Raw genomic sequence first — 17,455 nt, 5'->3', positions numbered from 1 at the left:
AAACAATAAACAAGAAACTCAAAACAAAATCGTTTACATTACGCAAAATCACACAACAAACACAAAAACCAAAAAATCTTTTGATATCAACGTGTTTGTTATAAAGATGCTCACGCTCACTATGCGACAACCAACCACCACACCAACACCACAACCAGAAAACAAGAACACACTCTCGTCAACTAATCGTGGGTGGTATATCGGACAGTGTCCGAATGCCTAACAGCCCGCCCAACCAACACCACCCAAGAAAACAACCCCATATAAGGCAAGCCCTCTTGAGCGTCTCTTTTTACGCGTCCCAAACAAGAAACAAAACAAAGAAGAACAAACCCCTGCGGCTCATTCCCAACAACGTTTCTTGCTAACAATCCTTAGAAAGGAGGTGATCCAGCCGCACCTTCCGGTACGGCTACCTTGTTACGACTTCGTCCCAATCGCCAGCCCCACCTTCGACCGCTCCCCCCAAAATGGTTAGGCCACGAGCTACGGGTGTTACCAACTTTCGTGACGTGACGGGCGGTGTGTACAAGGCCCGGGAACGTATTCACCGCGGCAATGCTGATCCGCGATTACTAGCGACTCCGACTTCACGAGGTCGAGTTGCAGACCCCGATCCGAACTGAGACCAGCTTTAAGGGATTCGCTCCACCTTGCGATATCGCAACCCTCTGTACCGGCCATTGTAGCATGCGTGAAGCCCAAGACATAAGGGGCATGATGATTTGACGTCATCCCCACCTTCCTCCGAGTTAACCCCGGCAGTCTCTCGTGAGTCCCCACCACAACATGCTGGCAACACGAGACAAGGGTTGCGCTCGTTGCGGGACTTAACCCAACATCTCACGACACGAGCTGACGACAACCATGCACCACCTGTACACCACCAACCAAATGCAACCACATCTCTGCGATCCCGCGGTGTATGTCAAGCCTTGGTAAGGTTCTTCGCGTTGCATCGAATTAATCCGCATGCTCCGCCGCTTGTGCGGGCCCCCGTCAATTCCTTTGAGTTTTAGCCTTGCGGCCGTACTCCCCAGGCGGGGAACTTAATGCGTTAGCTACGGCGCAGAAAACCTGGAAAGGCCCCCCACACCTAGTTCCCAACGTTTACAGCATGGACTACCAGGGTATCTAATCCTGTTCGCTACCCATGCTTTCGCTCCTCAGCGTCAGTAATGGCCCAGTGACCTGCCTTCGCCATCGGTGTTCCTCCAGATATCTGCGCATTCCACCGCTACACCTGGAATTCCAGTCACCCCTACCACACTCAAGCCTGCCCGTACCCACTGCACGCGCGAAGTTAAGCCCCGCGTTTTCACAGCAGGCGCAACAAGCCGCCTACAAGCCCTTTACGCCCAATAATTCCGGACAACGCTCGCGCCCTACGTATTACCGCGGCTGCTGGCACGTAGTTAGCCGGCGCTTCTTCTCCACCTACCCTCAACCCACCCTAAGCGGGCCTTGTTCGATAGCGAAAGAGGTTTACAACCCGAAAGCCTTCATCCCCCACGCGGCGTCGCTGCATCAGGCTTTCGCCCATTGTGCAATATCCCCCACTGCTGCCTCCCGTAGGAGTCTGGGCCGTATCTCAGTCCCAATGTGGCCGGTCACCCTCTCAGGCCGGCTACCCGTCACCGCCTTGGTAGGCCATCACCCCACCAACAAGCTGATAGGCCGCGAGCCCATCCCCCTTCACACAAAAGCTTTCCCAACACCCCCATGCGAGAGCGCCAGAATATTCGGTATTAGACCCCGTTTCCAAGGCTTATCCCAAAAAGGAGGGCAGGTTACCCACGTATTACTCACCCGTTCGCCACTAATCCACCCACAACAAGTTGCAGGCTTCATCGTTCGACTTGCATGTGTTAAGCACGCCGCCAGCGTTCGTCCTGAGCCAGGATCAAACTCTCCATATAAAAACCAGAGAGCCAAAACATCTAGCTCAACAAAAATATAAAAAACAAGAACAAAAACACCACCAACAAACAAACCAAACACCACATAAAAACACGGCATCTAGCCACTATCCATTAGAGTGCTAACTGTCCTTGCACACACCCACACAACCACCAAGAAACCAACAACAATAATCAGTCAACCTGGCCCGGTCGTGTGAACAAAAAAATTTTCACGTAAAAAATCTATTAGTCAGACACGCTATTAAGCATCCAAACACCATATCCACACCCCACACCAACCACCAATAACCATTGACTGGCTGGCCCAGAGAGAATCATTCACACTCAAGAAGAGCAACCCCGTTAGCCTACCACCGTGGCCCGATTCTTTCAAACCCGGCAACCTGTGGACTAGAACATAATCACGAGGATTCCGTGTCGCTTTGAGGCGTTTCCGGCTCTCGGCGACGGATAACAAGCTTACAAGCCCACCCCGCTAGACGCAAATCAAACCAGAGAGACACCCACCACACCCAGCCCAAACACCCGAAAACCCAGAGAAAACCACGCCCAAAACTAGGGGAAACCGGGGAAACTCCCTACATGCACAGATCATGCATTTACTCCGATTCGCGCACCCTGATACATAGAAGCGGCGGCACTACCACCGGTAACGCCGCCGCTATCTATCACGATCTATCGCGCTTCACACGCAAGAGCCGTTCTCCGTTCTTGACTAGGACCCCTTACTCCGCCACGCGGATAACCGCGAGGTTCTTCTTACCCTTGCGGAGCACCACAACGCCACCGGGCAAAACATCCTCGCTGCTGAGCACGTCCACTTCCCCAACCTTGCGGTTGTTGATATTCAGGCCGCCGGATTTCGCGGTACGCCGCGCGGCGCCCAGGCCGCGCTCCTGGCCCGTGGCCACGAAGAGTTCCGGAATGGGAGTTCCCAGGCTCGCGCTCGCCTGTGGCAGTTCCGCCACCGCATCACGCAAGGTATCCGCATCCAGAGTGGCCAAACCGTCACCACCGAAAAGGGCTCGCGAGGCATTGTCCACCCGTTTGGCCACGTCGGCGCCGTGTACCCAGGTCGTGACATCCTGCGCCAGCACGCGCTGCGCACGCCGTTCCTGAGGCCGCTCAGCGACCGCCACCGCCAATTCTTCGATTTCTTCCCGAGTGCGGAAAGTGAAGACCTTGAGCATATGCACCACGTCTTCGTCTGCGGTATTGAGCCAGAACTGGAAGAACTTATAGGGGCTGAGCATCTCCGGGTTGAGCCATACGGCCCCGCCTTCGGATTTCCCGAACTTCGTGCCATCCGATTTAGTAATGAGCGGATTCGTGAGTACGTGCACCGACTCCCCCGTCACCTTGCGGATGAGGTCCATGCCGCCCACAAGATTGCCCCACTGGTCATTGCCGCCCACTTCCAGGGTGCAACCGTAGCGGGTGAACAGTTCCAGGTAATCATTCGCTTGGAGTACCTGGTAGGAAAATTCGGCGTAGGAAATGCCTTCATCGGATTCCAGGCGCCGCGCCACGATGTCCTTGGAAAGCATGGTTCCCAGCCGGAAATGTTTACCCAGGTCACGCAGGAAATCAATCGCAGAAAGCTGCCCGGTCCAATCCAGGTTATTGACGAGCCGCGCCGGATTATCACCTTCGAAATCCAGCAAACCGCGCAGCTGCCCAGCCAGAGATTCCACCCAACCGGCCACGGTATCTCGCGAATTGAGCGTGCGTTCAGTCGAGGGGCGCGGATCCCCAATGAGCCCGGTCGCCCCGCCCACCAGCACCAGCGGATGATGCCCGGCAAGTTGGAGGTGCCGCATGAGCTTCACGGCGACAAGGTGGCCGTGGTGCAGCGAAGCCGCCGTCGGATCAAAACCGCAATAGAAGGTGACCGGACCGGAGTTCAGCGCGCTCCGCAGCGCGTCAATATCCGTATGCTGGGCAATCAGCCCACGCCATTCCAGTTCCTCAAGAACGTCCTTCACGTCTCGTGTCCTTCCGTTATGCTTCGCGCGCCACGGGCCTTTCCGTAACGTCACGTCCGGACGTTATCACGCCCGCTTTCTTCTTGCCACTATTTTTTACGACGACGCCGCATCGGTCGCGCTGCGGGCAAAGCCCTCCGCGCGCCCGATGGATTCCCGCACACTCGCCAGCTGCTCAGCAACCCGCTCCGGGGCGGTGCCGCCCGCCCCGCGCCGGGCCCCTACAGAGGCGGCCACCGTGAGCACCTCCCGGACATCCGGGGTGAGCCGCGTGTCGATGGAGCGCAGCTCGTCGTCGTTCATATCCCATAATTCGATGCCGCGCTTCTCGCAGAAAGCGACCGCACGGCCCGAAATCTCGTGGGCTTCGCGGAACGGAACCCCGCCACGCACCAGCCACTCCGCAATATCGGTGGCCAGGGAGAAACCTTGGGGTGCCAGTTCGGCCATGCGTTCGTAATTGAGCACCATGGTTTCCACCATGCCCGCGACCGCGGGGAGGAGGAGGTCGAGGGTGTCGATGGCGTCGAAAACCGGCTCTTTATCCTCTTGGAGATCGCGGTTGTAGGCGAGCGGGAGCCCCTTGAAGGTGGCCAGCAGTCCGGCGAGGTCGCCTATGAGACGCCCGCTTTTACCGCGGGTCAATTCGGCCACGTCCGGATTCTTTTTCTGGGGCATAATCGAGGAGCCGGTCGCGTAGGCATCATCAAGGGTGACGAAGCGGAATTCGCGGGTATTCCACAAAATAATTTCTTCGGAAAGGCGCGAAAGATCCACCCCGATCTGGGCGCAAATATAGCTGAATTCAGCGACCAGATCCCGCGCGGCGGTGGCGTCGATGGAATTGTGTTCCGGGGCGCTAAAGCCCAGCTCTGCCGCGATGGCCTGCGCGTCCAGACCCAGGGTGTTCCCCGCTAGCGCCCCGGCGCCGTAGGGCGAATAGGCCGCCCGCTTATCCCAGTCCTGCCAGCGCGCGATATCGCGCAGCAGGGGCCAGACGTGGGCGAGCAGGTGATGGGCCACCAGCACCGGCTGGGCGTGCTGGAGGTGGGTGCGCCCGGGCATCACCGCATCGCCGGCGCGCTCCGCCTGAGAGACAAGCGCCCGCACCACCGCCAACAGCTTGCCACTCAGATACCGGGCCGCGTCGCGCAGGTACATGCGGATGAGGGTGGCGATTTGATCATTGCGCGAGCGCCCGGCCCGCAATTTACCGCCCAGCTGCGGCCCGACTTCGGCCAGCAGGGCGCGCTCCAGGGCGGTATGCACATCTTCGTCGTCGGGGGCCGGGGTGAGTTCCCCACTGGCCACCCGCTGCCCGAGGGTGTCCAGCGCCGCGAGCATCGCGGTGAGTTCAGCCTCATCCAGGAGTCCCGCCCCGGCCAGCGCCCGCGCGTGGGCGCGGCTGCCGGCCAAATCATAGGGCGCCAGGCGCCAATCAATATGAGTCGAGCGTGAAAGTTCGGTCAGGGCATCGGCGCTGGCACCGCTAAAGCGCCCACCCCACAGGGCGAGATGTTCAGTCATTGCACCATTCTAAGCGCCGCTACTTCCCGCAGGAAGTTTCGCCACCCTCCCGCGAGAAGTTTCGCCGTTCTCCCGCAGGAAGTTTCGCCACTCTCCCGCGGCGCGTTCCGTGGCACACCCGCCCGGCGCCGGGCTACTTTTCCGCGGGAAGTGCCACGTCAAAGCCCTGCGCCCCGATGGCAGCCAGGAGTCGCCCGCGCCGCGCCACCGAACCGCTCAGGCGGGTGGGCACGTACTCGGTGAAGGGCCCGACCGGCTTTCCGTAGCGAATATCAACCCAGGGCGCAATGGCGGCGTCGTACTCCCGCAGCGATTCCACCGCCGATTCCGGTTCCTGGTAGTGGTCAGTGAATACGCGCAACTCGGCATCCATGCGGGGTTTAAGCTCCGGAATCCGCTCCTGATTGGGGTAGCCCATAATGAGGCCGATAACCGGGAACGTGAGTTCGGGCAGGTCCAGCACCTGGCAGATACGTTCGGCGTCGTTCAAAATAGAACCGAGGTATGTGGTACCCAAGCCGTGGCTTTCCGCGGCCACCACGGTGTTCTGCGCCGCGATCATGCAATCCGCAACCGCGGCGTTAAAGGCGTCGTAACTACGGGCGCCCGCGCCTTCGCCGCCCTGCTCCTGGCAGACGCGCCAGGCGCGGCGGGTATCCGCCACAAAAATCCACAATTCGGGTGCCTGGGCCACGTAAGCCTGGGTGCACACCTCCGCAATGGCCTGGCGGCGAGCCGGATCCTGGACTCGAATAATGGTGGCGTATTGCATGCCCTGCGAGGTGGCGGCGTGCAGGGCCGCGTTGACCAGGGTGGCGGTGAGTTCCTCGCCGAGGGGCCGGCCGTCGAAATCGCGGATGGTGCGGTGGTTAAGTTGCGTGCGGAGGGTCGCTGCGGCAGCGTCGCGAGCAGCATCGCCGGCGGTGCCGCTCACAACGCCGCCCGCGGGAAGCGTTTCTTCTGAAGTTTTTTGTGAAGTATCCATATGGGTACTGTCCCACGCTTGGGCCGGGGCGCAAGATGCGTCACAGCTGAGGTTCCCGGGGAATGCTGCTATGCTGGCACCCGTACCGGGACTGCTGTCTCTGCTTGCTCGCCTCCGTGCGGGCTCTTTTTGTGCATGCGCCCGGGGTGCCCGGCCTGCCGGCCCCCGCCGCTCACCTTTGTACACCACAGCATCGCAGAGTTACCGGAGCTAGTGTGCGCTCGTCTCACGGCTAGAACTATGCCGGAAACGTGCGCGTTGTTGTGAAGGATGGAATGGAAAATACGCGTTATTTCACGATTCCGGGTTCGGACCGAACGTATGACCGCAATAAGCTCCTCGTGGTGCTCATCGTTGCGCTGGTCATGTCGCTTATCCAGGTCAGCTCGGTCAATAATCTGCTTCCCATTATCGAAACGGGGCTGAATGCCGGCCGCGGCGATATCCAATGGGTGCTCTCCGGCTATTCCCTGGCCTTCGGGCTGCTGCTGGTGCCCGCCGGCCGCATGGGCGATATTTTCGGGCGCTCTTCGCTGTGGATGATCGGGATGGCGGTCTTCACGCTGGGCTCCCTGCTGTGCGGGCTGGCCAGCGACGCCCTCATCCTCAATATCGCACGAGCCCTCCAGGGCATCGGTTCGGGGATTTTCTCGCCCCAGGTCACCGGCATGATTATGCAGTATTTCGACGGGCACGCCCGCGCGAAAGCTTTCGCCTATATGGGCCTGGCCATTTCCGCTTCGGTGGCCGTGGGGCCGCTGCTCTCGGGTAGCCTCGTGCAGCTCTTCGGCCCCGTGGGCTGGCGGTGGTCCTTTATTCTCAACGTTCCGCTTGGTTTGCTTGGTTTGGGGCTGGGTATTTTCTTGCTGCCGTTCCTGAAGGAACGGCGCGCTATTGGCGACGACGCCGCCAGGATCGACGCCGCCTACCGGGCGGAAATGGAACGCCGGGGCCAACCGGTTGGCCGCCGGCGCGGGCATCGCCTCGACCTTGACCCGATGGGGATGACCCTGCTAACCCTCGCGGTGCTCTGCCTCATGCTGCCCTTTATGTCTCATTTCGCCTGGCGCTGGGCGCTGCTGGGCGCCGGGGCCCTCCTTGGCTTGGCCTGGGTGCTCTGGGAGCATTCTTATGCCAAGCGCGGGCGTATCCCCATGGTGAATTTGCGCCTCTTCCGCATTGAGTCATTCAGCTTCTGCACTTCGATTACCGCGATCCAATTCCTGGGAACCACCTCTGTTTTCGTGGTGCTGGCGATGTATCTCCAGCAGGGTATGGGATTCAATGCTTTGCAGGCCGGGCTGCTCGGCTTGCCCAATGCGATTGCTTCGGCCTATGCCTCGGTGTGGGCGGGGCGCTACGCGGTGGCCTGGGGGCGGCATGTCCAAGCCGGTGCTTTCGCGCTCGCGCTGGTCTCGCTCGCTTCCAGTATTCCGCTGGCCGCCGGGGTTGCCTACGCGGGCTGGAGTCCGTGGTGGATTTCCCTGCCTATCTGCGTTTTCGGTTTCGGGATTGGCGTGATCGGTTCGGTTAACCAGACCCAGGCAATGATTGACGTTCCGCGCGCCCACGGTGGTACCGCGGGCGGGGTCCAGCAGACCAGCCAGCGTATTACCACCGCTATTGGCAATGCCATGGTGACCGCAATCCTCTTCGCTTTCGTCAACGAGGGCACACCGCGCGGGGATGGGGCCTGGTTCACCGGTTACGCGGCTTCCATGGGAACGATCTGCGTTATCGTGGCGCTCGCCCTGACCGTCTCGATTATTTTCATGCAGCGGCCCGCCTCACCGGCGATGCTGCGCGCCCGCGAAGGGAAGTAAGCCGGACCCGCCGGCGCAGGCGCCTGTAGCGCTCTATTCGTAGCACCTGTAGGGCTCTATTCTCAGCGGGATAGCTCCGCACATCATAACGGGGCCGAGGTCGTGAATAACGACCCCGGCCCCGTTCTCTATATCGCGTATGCGCTTGATCTACGCCCTTAGTTCGGCCGCACGGGCGAAACTAGTTTAGCCGCCCTCATACGCCCTAGTTCAACCGGGCGAAACTGGTTCAGCCGCTTAGTTCAGCCGCGCCGGCGGGATAGCCACCCCGCGCCCGAAGCTTACGTCGCGGGCGGCGGCGAGCTTGGCCGGCAGCCCGGTCAGCTCGATGAAGCCCTTGGCGTGGGACTGGTCGAAGGAGTCACCGGCATCGTAGGTAGCCAGGTTGAAATCGTAGAGGGAGGCGTCCGAACGCCGCCCGGTCACGGTGGCACGCCCGCCATGCATAACCATACGAATATCTCCGGAGACATAGCGCTGGGTGTCTTCGATGTAGGCATCGAGGGAGCGCTTGAGCGGGGAGAACCACTGGCCTTCGTATACGATATCCGCCCAGCGATCCGCGACCGTGCGCTTGAAGCGGGCCTGCTCGCGATCCATGGTCACATTTTCCAGCTCTTTATGGGCGGTGAGCAGCGCCATGGCGCCCGGTGCCTCGTAAATCTCACGGGACTTGATACCCACGTAGCGGTCTTCAACCACGTCAATCCGGCCAATCCCCTGCTTTCCAGCTCGCTTATTGAGCTGTTCAATAGCTTGCAGCGGAGTCACGGCTTCGCCGTCAATCTTGACCGGAATACCACCCTCAAAAGTGATGATCACTTCATCGGGCAGCGGCGGGTAGGTCGGATCATCCGTGTAGGTATACACATCCTTGGTGGGTGCATTCCACAGGTCTTCGAGGTACCCGGTTTCAATGGCCCGGCCCCACACATTCTGATCAATGGAGAAGGGATTATGGTGGGTGGTTTCGATGGGCAAATTGTGCTTATTGGCGTAATCAATAGCGAATTCGCGGGTGAGCGCGAGATCGCGCACCGGGGATAGGCAGGCCAGATCCGGCCCCAATTGGGTAATGCCGTTTTCGAAACGGACCTGGTCATTGCCTTTCCCGGTGCATCCGTGTGCCACCGTGGTGGCCCCGAATTGCCGGGCCGCGGCCACCAGGTGCTTCACGATAACCGGGCGGGAAATAGCGGAAATAAGCGGATAGGCGTCCATGTAGAGCGCCCCGGCCTTGAGGGCCGGCATGCAGTACTCGCTGGCGAATTCATCGCGGGCATCGGCGATATAGGCTTCCACGGCCCCGCAATCGAGGGCGCGCTGGCGAATGGTCTCCAGATCCTCGCCGCCCTGGCCCACGTCCACGGCGACCGTGATGACTTCGGCTCCGGTTCGCTCCCCGATCCAGCCGATCGCCACCGAGGTATCCAGTCCGCCCGAATAGGCGAGAACTACCCGCTCCTTCGCCATTATTACTCCTTTTTCTCCCCCATCGCGAGGAGGTGTTGCCTGATCTCTACCGCGCGTTCTTCGCTGCGGGCAATAACCAGCACGGTGTCATCTCCGGCAACGCAACCGAGCACACCATCCAGGCGCGCCCGGTCAATCCCGGCGGCGAGTAGCTGCGCGGCCCCGGGCGGGGTACGCAGCACGATCTGGTTGAGAGCGCATTCGGCGCTGAGCAGTATTTCACGAGCCCACCGCGCCAGGCGCTCCCCCGTATCCATCGTCTGGTCAGCGATGCGATATGCCATCGATCCGTCCACCCGGATCTTAACGGCCCCTAAATCGTCTAAATCACGGGAGAGCGTAGCCTGGGTGACATCCACCCCGGCACGTATGAGATACTCCCGCAGTTCATTTTGGGAACCGATGAGATGAGCATCCAGAATCGAGGCGATAAGCCCTTGGCGGGCAGTGCGACTCGAAGGAATTCCGGCGGTCACAATGATCCTTTCGCATCACCGGGGCACGCGAACCGACGACCCGCGTCCCCCTTGCATTATAATCATACACGCGCATGCAAATTCTTGCATTACACGCGGCGGGTGCCGGCCCGAGTCAGGCAGACACCCGCATTAATGATGCCACGGCGCGCGCAAAGTCTCGGTAGCGTTCCATTTCCGCGCGGAACGGCGCCAGTACATTTTCGCGAACTTCTGTTTCAATAGCGGCACGTGCCCGGGTGGTCACCTGCCGTTCCAGGCGCTGCGCCCCGCGCGTGCGCGCGGCCCGCGCGATCATACTTACGACGACGCCGCATCCTGCGCCGGCCACCAAGCAGATAAGGCTCGCCCGGCGCAGCCCCAGCGGGAGGGTCACTCCCCCGGCCCCGGTGATGATTCCGGCGGCTAGTCCTAGCGCGCCCAGCACCAGTGCGGCGAAAGCAAGCCATTGGAGGGCAGTGGCCAAGCCCCACCAGCGCGGCCGGCGCCACGTCTGGCTTTCCCGCGCGATAATCCGGGCGACGCTATCGGCAAGCCGCGCGGCCTGCCGGGAATTTTCATCGCGCACCGCCCCGCGCCAGGAACGCGGGAGGAAACGGGTGGCCTGGACCGTGAATTCCGCCAGCGCTACCCGAGTTTTTTCCACCGTTCCGGAGCTGGCCACCGCATCAGAGCTGTCTGCCACGTGTGAACTGGCAACCGGATGAGACGTGGTTCCCGCTGTGGAACTCAGCACAGCATCCGCGCCGCGTCCGTTCCCACTAACGGGGCGGGCCTGCCCGCCCCATCCGCGCAGCAGCGGCCAGGCGGTGGCGCGCCGCGCTACCCTGCGGTAGGGGCGGGCGCTTTTTAAAATCTAGAAGGGTTTAAGAGAAAGGGGGGGGGCCAGCNCGGTGGCGCGCCGCGCTACCCTGCGGTAGTGGCCTGCCGCTTCGCGTGCTGCGGAGCTGAGCCCGCCGGCCCGAGCCAAGCCGGTCACGAGCTCATCCACCCCGGCAATATCGGTAAGGTCACGCGGATAGCCACCCTGGTCAATGAGGTCCTCCGTCAGCGCGGCTCCCGCGGTCCGCACATCCGCGGCGAGCTTTTCCGCCGCGGCGCTCTTCCCCGCCGCGATTTCTACGAGCGCCCCGCGGATCTCATCAATACCACGCCCGGTGAGCGCGGAGGCCACCACAATATCCGCGTTTACCCCTTCCGCGGCGAGGATACGCCCTAGATCGGCCACAATTGCTTGTTCATCGGCCGTGCCCAGGCGATCCACCTGGTTGATAACGATGAGCAGGGAGGAATGATATTCCCCCATCGCGGCCAGGAAATCTTCGTGCACCACGGCATCGGCATATTTTTGCGGGTCGAGCACCCAGATCACCACATCGGCCCGGGCGATAATACGCTCGGCCTGAGCTCGGTGGGTATCCGCCGTGGAGTCAATATCGGGCAGGTCCACGAGCACCAAGTTCGCGGTGGTATCGGGAGCTAGCTGGAGCAGAACTTTGCGTTCGCGTACCCCGAGCCAATCGAGCACGTCGGAAGCGTGACGGCCCGAGACCCCCAGAGGGGCGCGGGTAGCTGGCCGGGTGGCGGCCACCCCGGCCACCTCCTGCCCCACGATGGCGTTGAGCAGGGAGGATTTACCCGAGCCGGTGGCGCCGGCCAGGGCTACCACGGTGCGGTCGGTTCCTAGCAGCCCGCGCTGGCGCGCCCGGTCCAGCACATCGCGTGCCTGGCTGCGCACCGATTCGTCGAGGTAGTCACCGCCCAGGTCCAGGGCCTGCTCCAGGTTCTTTAATCCAGTGGGGAGATCCATCCGCGCCTCCCTTCCGCGCTGCGCATCGCCTCATCTAGCTCGTTTAGAGCTTCCGTGCTGATTCCCAAGCGTGCGATTTCCTCTCGGTAGGGTGCGGCGGTGGCCGCGAAGAACTCGTCGGCGCGCCCGAGGAGATCCTCGGTGGCGGTGGTGGCCATGCGGCGAACGGCGTCGTCGCCGAAAATAGCTTCCAAAACGCGTTGCGCTACCACGGCCGTTCCCCCGGCGATCGCGACTTCCCCGCCGGTGAGGCCGGCGGTGTGGGCGAAGACGACGAGCATAAGCGCCACGCCCACCGCGTTGATGCCGAGGGAGACGATGCGTGCGGTGAGCTGTTTGCCGCGTCCGCGCTCGGCGAGCATATCCATGAGGGAACGGCGCCAATCGCGCACCAGACCCCCGGCAGCGTCCCGGCGCGTCGCGGCATGAGGACGGGCCGCGGTATCCGTACTCCGGGCCGCCGTTCCACGCTCGGCATCTGCCGCCGACGTATTATTCCCGATGGTGGTATCCGCCCCGCGGGCTTCGACCGCCAGGACGATTCCAGCTCCGGCCGCGCTGCGTTCTAATTCGGTGGCAAGGCGGGTGGTGAGACTGGCATCCGCAGTGAGGAGCATCTCCGTGAGGGAATCTTCGATGGCCTCCCCCACGGCCTCGTCGCCCGCGTTCTGGCCAGCGGGGCGCCGCAGACTCAGCCGGTCGCGCCAGCGCGTCACACTCGATTGTAGGGCGCGGGCCCACTGCCCGCTGCCGAGCATCTCATGCCAGCGGCGCAGCACCTCGCCACGAAGCACGGTCCCATCCGCGATAGCGGATTCAATACTGGCGCGGGCTTCTTGCAGCGCGGTAGTAACATCCGCCTCTAAACGTTCGGCTTCCTCGACCTGTTCGCGGTAGGAGGCGCGCGCCTGCGCGCAGGTGTCAGCCAAGCTACCGAGCGCCCCGGCCAGAGTTTGGCGCGCCACCGAGGCGCGCGAACGTTCATCGCGGGCGAGCCCGGCGAGCCATTCGCGCAGCGGAGCCACATCGGCTTCCGGAATGCCCGCCGCCCCTGGGTACTCAGTGATCACAAAAAGCGGGGCGCTGCCCAGCCCGCGTTCCTCGAGCCGGCGGATGAGATCGGGGCGAATCGCGGCGGCATCCCCCACCGGCACCCGATTGAGCACCACGGCGATAACGATATTGCGCGCGGCTGCCTCATCCAGGAGGGCCCAGGGAATCGCATCCGAGTAGCGCGCGGCGGTGGTAACAAAAATCCACAGATCGGCGGCCTGAAGCAGCTGCCCGGCCAGCCTGCGGTTATCTCCCTCGACCGAGTCAATATCGGGAGAGTCCACCAGCGCCAGCCCGCGCGGGACCTGAGGCGATTCCACCAGGCGGATGTTGCCGCTCGCCTGCGCTGCCTGAGCGCTGCTAGCCGCAGCTGCGCCGTCGTTCACAATCTCACGCGAAAGTGCCGTGCCGCTCGTAGCCTCCGCTGCGCCGTCGTTCACAACAGTAGCTGCGCCGGTGCCGGAACGTTCGTGCGCAAGCGCTGCGCCGTCGCCGCTCAAACGCGCGAGCCCGGGGAAAATACGGTCGTCGGAAAACCACGCTTCCTCCCCGGGAGCGTGGGCGAGCACCGGGATTCGGGTGGTGGGCCGCAGCGCCGAGGACGGCGTGACCGGGGCACCCACCAGGGCGTTCACCAGGGCGGATTTACCCGAACCGGTCGAGCCGCCCACCACCGCCACCAGCGGCGCATCCAGGCAGCGCAGGCGCGGGAGCACGTAGTCATCGAGTTGGTGGAGTGCGTCGGTGCGGGCATCGCGCCCGTCGGCCGCGCCCGGGGTGGGCAGCGGGAAGCTCAGGTTTTCCAGCGCCTGGCGGACCCGCTCGAGAGAAGGCAAGCGACTCACGGCATAATCACCCGCGGGAAGCGATCTTCTTCCGGCGGAGTCCAGGTATCCGGGTCAGCGGGGACCTGGGTGCCCGAGCGCACGTCGCGGACCTGTTCACCTTCCGACGTCGTAAACCACACAAAAGGAATGCCGCGCTTATCGGCCGCCTTAATCTGCTTCCCGAATTTCGTGGCGTTATGTGAAACGTCCGCGGGAATACCGCGGGCACGCAAGCGCGCCGCGATGGTGGAAGCGTGGTGCCGTTCGGATTCATCGTTCACCGCCACGTATACGGCCGTGGGAACCTTGCGGCTCGCGCGCAGCAGATCCTGGTGCAGGAAGCGCGCGAGCAGGCGCGAGACCCCGATGGACAGGCCCACGCCCGGATAGCTGCGGTTTCCGGCCGTCGCCAGGTTATCGTAACGCCCACCCGAACACACCGAGCCGAGATCTTCGTGCCCTTCCACCGTCGATTCGAAAACGGAACCGGTGTAATAGTCCAGGCCGCGTGCGATGGACAGATCCGCGCTCACCGACCCGGGGATAAGAGAATTCGCTTCGGTCACGAGCGTTGCGAGTTCTTCCAAACCTTCTTCCAAGAGCGACGACGACGCACCGAGCGCGCGGACTTTGTCAACGAACGAGGCATCTTCGGTGGTGATACCCGCCAAACTCAACGCGAGTTTCGCCTGCTCCTCGCTTGCTCCCACGTGTTCGGAAAGCAGCTCGGTCACCACCTGCGGGCCGACCTTATCCAGCTTATCGAGGATGCGCAGGGTTTCCTCGGTGTTCTCCAGGCCAATGGCTTCGTAGAAGCCCTGGGCGAGTTTGCGGTTCGAGGCGCGCACCCGCACCCGCGGGATGGGGAGCTTACTCAGCGCATCCACCATAACGAGGGGCAGCTCAATATCGTGGTGGAAGGCGAGGGTATCCTGGCCGACCACATCAACATCAGCCTGGTAAAACTCCCGGAAACGCCCGTCCTGGGGGCGTTCGCCGCGCCAGACCTTTTGGATCTGGTAGCGCTTGAAGGGGAAATCGAGTTTCCCGGCGTTCTCCAGCACGTAGCGGGCCAGTGGCACGGTGAGATCGAAGTGGAGGCCAAGGCCGGAATCCTGGCCCTCCTCCCCCTGGAGACGGCGCAGCACATACACTTCTTTGGAGGTTTCGCCCTTGCGCAGGAGCTGATCCATAGGTTCGACGGCGCGAGTTTCCACCCCCGAAAAACCGTGCAGTTCAAAGGTGGAGCGCAGGGTGTCAAGAACTTTCTGCTCCACAATGCGGGCTTGCGGAAGCCATTCGGGGAAACCGGAGATCGGCGCAATTTTCATAGGTACTATTCTTTCACTTCATTGCGATATAGGCGCGCAGGTACGGCGAGGCTTTGAGTTCACGCGCCAGGGTGGAGGGTTTGCCGTGACCGGGGAAGAAAATCGTGGAGCCGTCCACCTCGGCAACAATGGTGCGCAAGGAGGCGCGCATCTGCGCATCGTTCCCGCCCGCGAGGTCGGTGCGGCCCACTCCGTCGCGGAAAAGCACGTCTCCGGTGATCATGAAATTCTCCCCGAAGCCCCAGTCGGGAAGCTGCGGAGTTTCCGGATCCGCTTCGAAACGCCCCGAGAAGAGGAAAACGGTTGAGCCTTCGGTATGCCCGGGGGTGGCGATGGCACGCAGGTGCACGCCGGGAACCAGCTCCGTACCTTCCCCGTAGATCGCCTCCGGAAGAGGCACGATCTTCTCCGGTTTCACCCAGGCGCGCCCCCCGGTGGCCGCCAGGACGAGCGGCGCGTAAAAAGCGTTGGCAATGGGATTATCCAGCCGGTAGGCATCACCTTCGGCGATATAGCACGGTACGCTCGAGCCGGCTACCACCCCGGCATCCCATACGTGGTCACCGTGCCCGTGGGTTGCCAGCACCGCGCCCAGGCGCAGGTTACGGGCAGCCAGGGTGCGCTCCACCCAGGGCGCGCTTCCCGCTCCCGCATCAATAACCAGGGCGACCCGGTGAGTAGGGTCGGCCATAATATAGCAATTCGCCTCCAGGGCAGTATCGGAATACCGCAAGAAAATCATGCATTAACCGTATCCTTTCTCCCGATTTTTTCCTACTGACACCCGGAATCCCTTTTACCGTGGCACAATTGTGGTATACCGTAAGAATTAAAATTGTCCCGCGGCGTGTACCGCACGCCTCTTTCTCCACAAGGAGTAACAATGTCCACAGCTCATCCCGCTCAGCCCGCTCCCGCGCCGCTGGATCCGGCCGCCGTCGCCAAAGCCCGTCCGTTCGGGCGCGTGGACGACGAAGGGAAGGTGTGGCTCAAGGATGGGGATACCGAACGGGTCGTTGGCCATTACGCGGCTTCCGGCACCGAAGATGATGCCCTGGAATTCTATATCCGCCGCTATATTGACCTGGATACCCAGGTGAGCCTGGCAGAAACGCGCGCCCACCACGTATCTCCCGAAGAAAGCCGCAAGTCGATCGCATCCTTGCGTAAGGAACTGGCTGAACCAGCCGCCGTGGGTGATATCGCGGCGCTGCGCACCCGCCTCGATAAGCTCGAAGAAGTCGTGGCGGTGCGGGCCAAGGAATACGCTGCCCAGCGCGCCGCCGCCAAGGAAGCTGCCCTCCAGGAGCGTACCCAGATTGTTGAACGCGCTGAGGAAATCGCCAATGCGAATCCGCATACAATCCACTGGCAGAATACCCGCGCTGAGCTCAATGATCTTTTTGAGAACTGGAAGCGGGCCCAGCGCCAGGGTGCCCGTATTGATCGCCCCACCGAAGAAGCATTGTGGCGGCGTTTCGCTACTGCCCGCTCCACCTTTGATCGGGCCCGGCGCAACCACTACAAGGAATTGGATGTACGCCGCAGCCAGGTGAAGGCCACTAAGGAAAAACTCATCGCGGAAGCTGCCGCGCTTTCCTCCTCCACCGATTGGCGGGAAACCGGGGATCGCTACCGCGAACTCATGGATGAGTGGAAGCGGGCCGGGCGGGCCGGGCGCCGCGATGACGATAAGCTCTGGGAGCGTTTCATGGCTGCCCGCCAGCCCTTCTACGATGCCCGGGACGCGCATTTCAGCCAGGTGGATAGCCAGTACGCGGAAAACCTGGCCGCCAAGCTCGAATTGGTGGCGGAAGCTGAGGCTCTCCTTCCCATTACCAATGTGGATGAAGCCCGCGAAAAGCTCCGTGAGATCGGGGAACGCTGGGATGAGATCGGCTTCGTGGCCCGCGGTGATATTGCCCGGACCGAGGGCCGCATGCGGGAAATTGAGGAGAAGGTCCGCGCGGCGGAAAACGACCGCTGGAACCGTACCGATCCGGAAAAGCAGCAGCGTTCTTCCGGGATGGCCGCCCAGCTCGAAGCGCTTATTGCCGAACTCGATGAGGAAATCGCCCAGGCCCAGCAGGCCGGCGATGAAAAGAAGCTCACCGAGCTGAACGAAGCACGGGCCGCCCGCGTGGCCTGGCTTGAGCAGGTCAATAAGGATCTGTAACTTTTCCTACCTGTGGATAAACGCAAGCCGCTCTCCCCGCCTGGGGAAAGCGGCTTGCGCTATTTTC

Annotated in this window: 12 protein-coding genes, 1 rRNA gene and 1 other annotated feature (1 of these 14 running past the window's edge); of the genes, 2 read left to right on the top strand and 11 right to left on the bottom strand. The window is 62.0% G+C overall.

What is annotated here, in order from left to right; translation table 11 throughout:
* Positions 1–2, bottom strand: a sequence feature (23S ribosomal RNA rRNA prediction is too short); it reaches 807 nt to the left of the window's first position.
* Positions 3–378: 376 nt separating this feature from the next.
* From CZ322_RS06950 to CZ322_RS06935, 4 genes are all read right to left on the bottom strand, one after another.
* Positions 379–1,919: ribosomal RNA gene (locus CZ322_RS06950) — 16S ribosomal RNA — on the bottom strand.
* 728 nt (positions 1,920–2,647) lie between these two features.
* Complete coding sequence (tyrS, locus tag CZ322_RS06945) at positions 2,648–3,907, bottom strand: tyrosine--tRNA ligase (protein WP_087070723.1); 1,260 nt, start codon at positions 3,905–3,907, stop codon at positions 2,648–2,650.
* 96 nt (positions 3,908–4,003) lie between these two features.
* On the bottom strand, positions 4,004–5,434 hold the full coding sequence (argH, locus tag CZ322_RS06940; RefSeq protein WP_087070722.1) for an argininosuccinate lyase: 1,431 nt from the start codon (positions 5,432–5,434) through the stop codon (positions 4,004–4,006).
* A 133-nt stretch (positions 5,435–5,567) separates the two neighbouring features.
* Positions 5,568–6,419: a nitroreductase family protein gene (locus CZ322_RS06935; RefSeq protein WP_087070721.1), complete on the bottom strand. Its 852-nt coding sequence runs from the start codon at positions 6,417–6,419 to the stop codon at positions 5,568–5,570.
* A gap of 275 nt (positions 6,420–6,694) precedes the next feature.
* On the opposite strand from CZ322_RS06935, the gene CZ322_RS06930 reads away from it, so the two are divergent.
* Positions 6,695–8,242 (top strand): MFS transporter, encoded by a 1,548-nt coding sequence (locus CZ322_RS06930; RefSeq protein ID WP_087070720.1) that lies wholly within the window; start codon positions 6,695–6,697, stop codon positions 8,240–8,242.
* Between the two features lie 237 nt (positions 8,243–8,479).
* On the opposite strand, the gene CZ322_RS06925 is transcribed toward CZ322_RS06930, so the two are convergent.
* The 7 genes from CZ322_RS06925 to CZ322_RS06895 all read right to left on the bottom strand — a co-directional run bounded on the left by CZ322_RS06925 (position 8,480) and on the right by CZ322_RS06895 (position 15,954).
* On the bottom strand, positions 8,480–9,715 hold the full coding sequence (locus CZ322_RS06925; RefSeq protein ID WP_087070719.1) for an argininosuccinate synthase: 1,236 nt from the start codon (positions 9,713–9,715) through the stop codon (positions 8,480–8,482).
* Positions 9,716–9,717: 2 nt separating this feature from the next.
* On the bottom strand, positions 9,718–10,191 hold the full coding sequence (locus CZ322_RS06920; protein WP_087070718.1) for an arginine repressor: 474 nt from the start codon (positions 10,189–10,191) through the stop codon (positions 9,718–9,720).
* 115 nt (positions 10,192–10,306) lie between these two features.
* A complete protein-coding gene (locus tag CZ322_RS06915; RefSeq protein ID WP_087070717.1) occupies positions 10,307–10,876 on the bottom strand; it encodes a fatty acid desaturase family protein in 570 nt (189 codons plus the stop codon).
* Between the two features lie 171 nt (positions 10,877–11,047).
* On the bottom strand, positions 11,048–12,001 hold the full coding sequence (locus CZ322_RS06910; protein ID WP_087070716.1) for a dynamin family protein: 954 nt from the start codon (positions 11,999–12,001) through the stop codon (positions 11,048–11,050).
* The gene (locus CZ322_RS06905; protein ID WP_087070715.1) at positions 11,980–13,899 is read right to left on the bottom strand and encodes a dynamin family protein; all 1,920 of its coding nucleotides are present in this window, start codon (positions 13,897–13,899) and stop codon (positions 11,980–11,982) included. The genes CZ322_RS06910 and CZ322_RS06905 overlap by 22 nt, the downstream gene beginning before the upstream one ends.
* Complete coding sequence (gene hisS, locus CZ322_RS06900; protein WP_087070714.1) at positions 13,896–15,212, bottom strand: histidine--tRNA ligase; 1,317 nt, start codon at positions 15,210–15,212, stop codon at positions 13,896–13,898. The genes CZ322_RS06905 and hisS overlap by 4 nt, the downstream gene beginning before the upstream one ends.
* A gap of 13 nt (positions 15,213–15,225) precedes the next feature.
* The gene (locus CZ322_RS06895) at positions 15,226–15,954 is read right to left on the bottom strand and encodes an MBL fold metallo-hydrolase (RefSeq protein WP_087070713.1); all 729 of its coding nucleotides are present in this window, start codon (positions 15,952–15,954) and stop codon (positions 15,226–15,228) included.
* Positions 15,955–16,095: 141 nt separating this feature from the next.
* Here CZ322_RS06895 and CZ322_RS06890 point away from each other — a divergent pair, with 141 nt between their 5' ends.
* Complete coding sequence (locus CZ322_RS06890) at positions 16,096–17,388, top strand: DUF349 domain-containing protein (protein WP_087070712.1); 1,293 nt, start codon at positions 16,096–16,098, stop codon at positions 17,386–17,388.
* Positions 17,389–17,455: the final 67 nt, after the last annotated feature.

The organism is Actinotignum timonense (assembly GCF_900155575.1).
Lineage (GTDB): Bacteria > Actinomycetota > Actinomycetes > Actinomycetales > Actinomycetaceae > Actinotignum > Actinotignum timonense.
The sequence above is the reverse complement of the archived record's forward strand: the minus strand, read 5'-3'. Positions and strand labels throughout refer to the sequence as shown.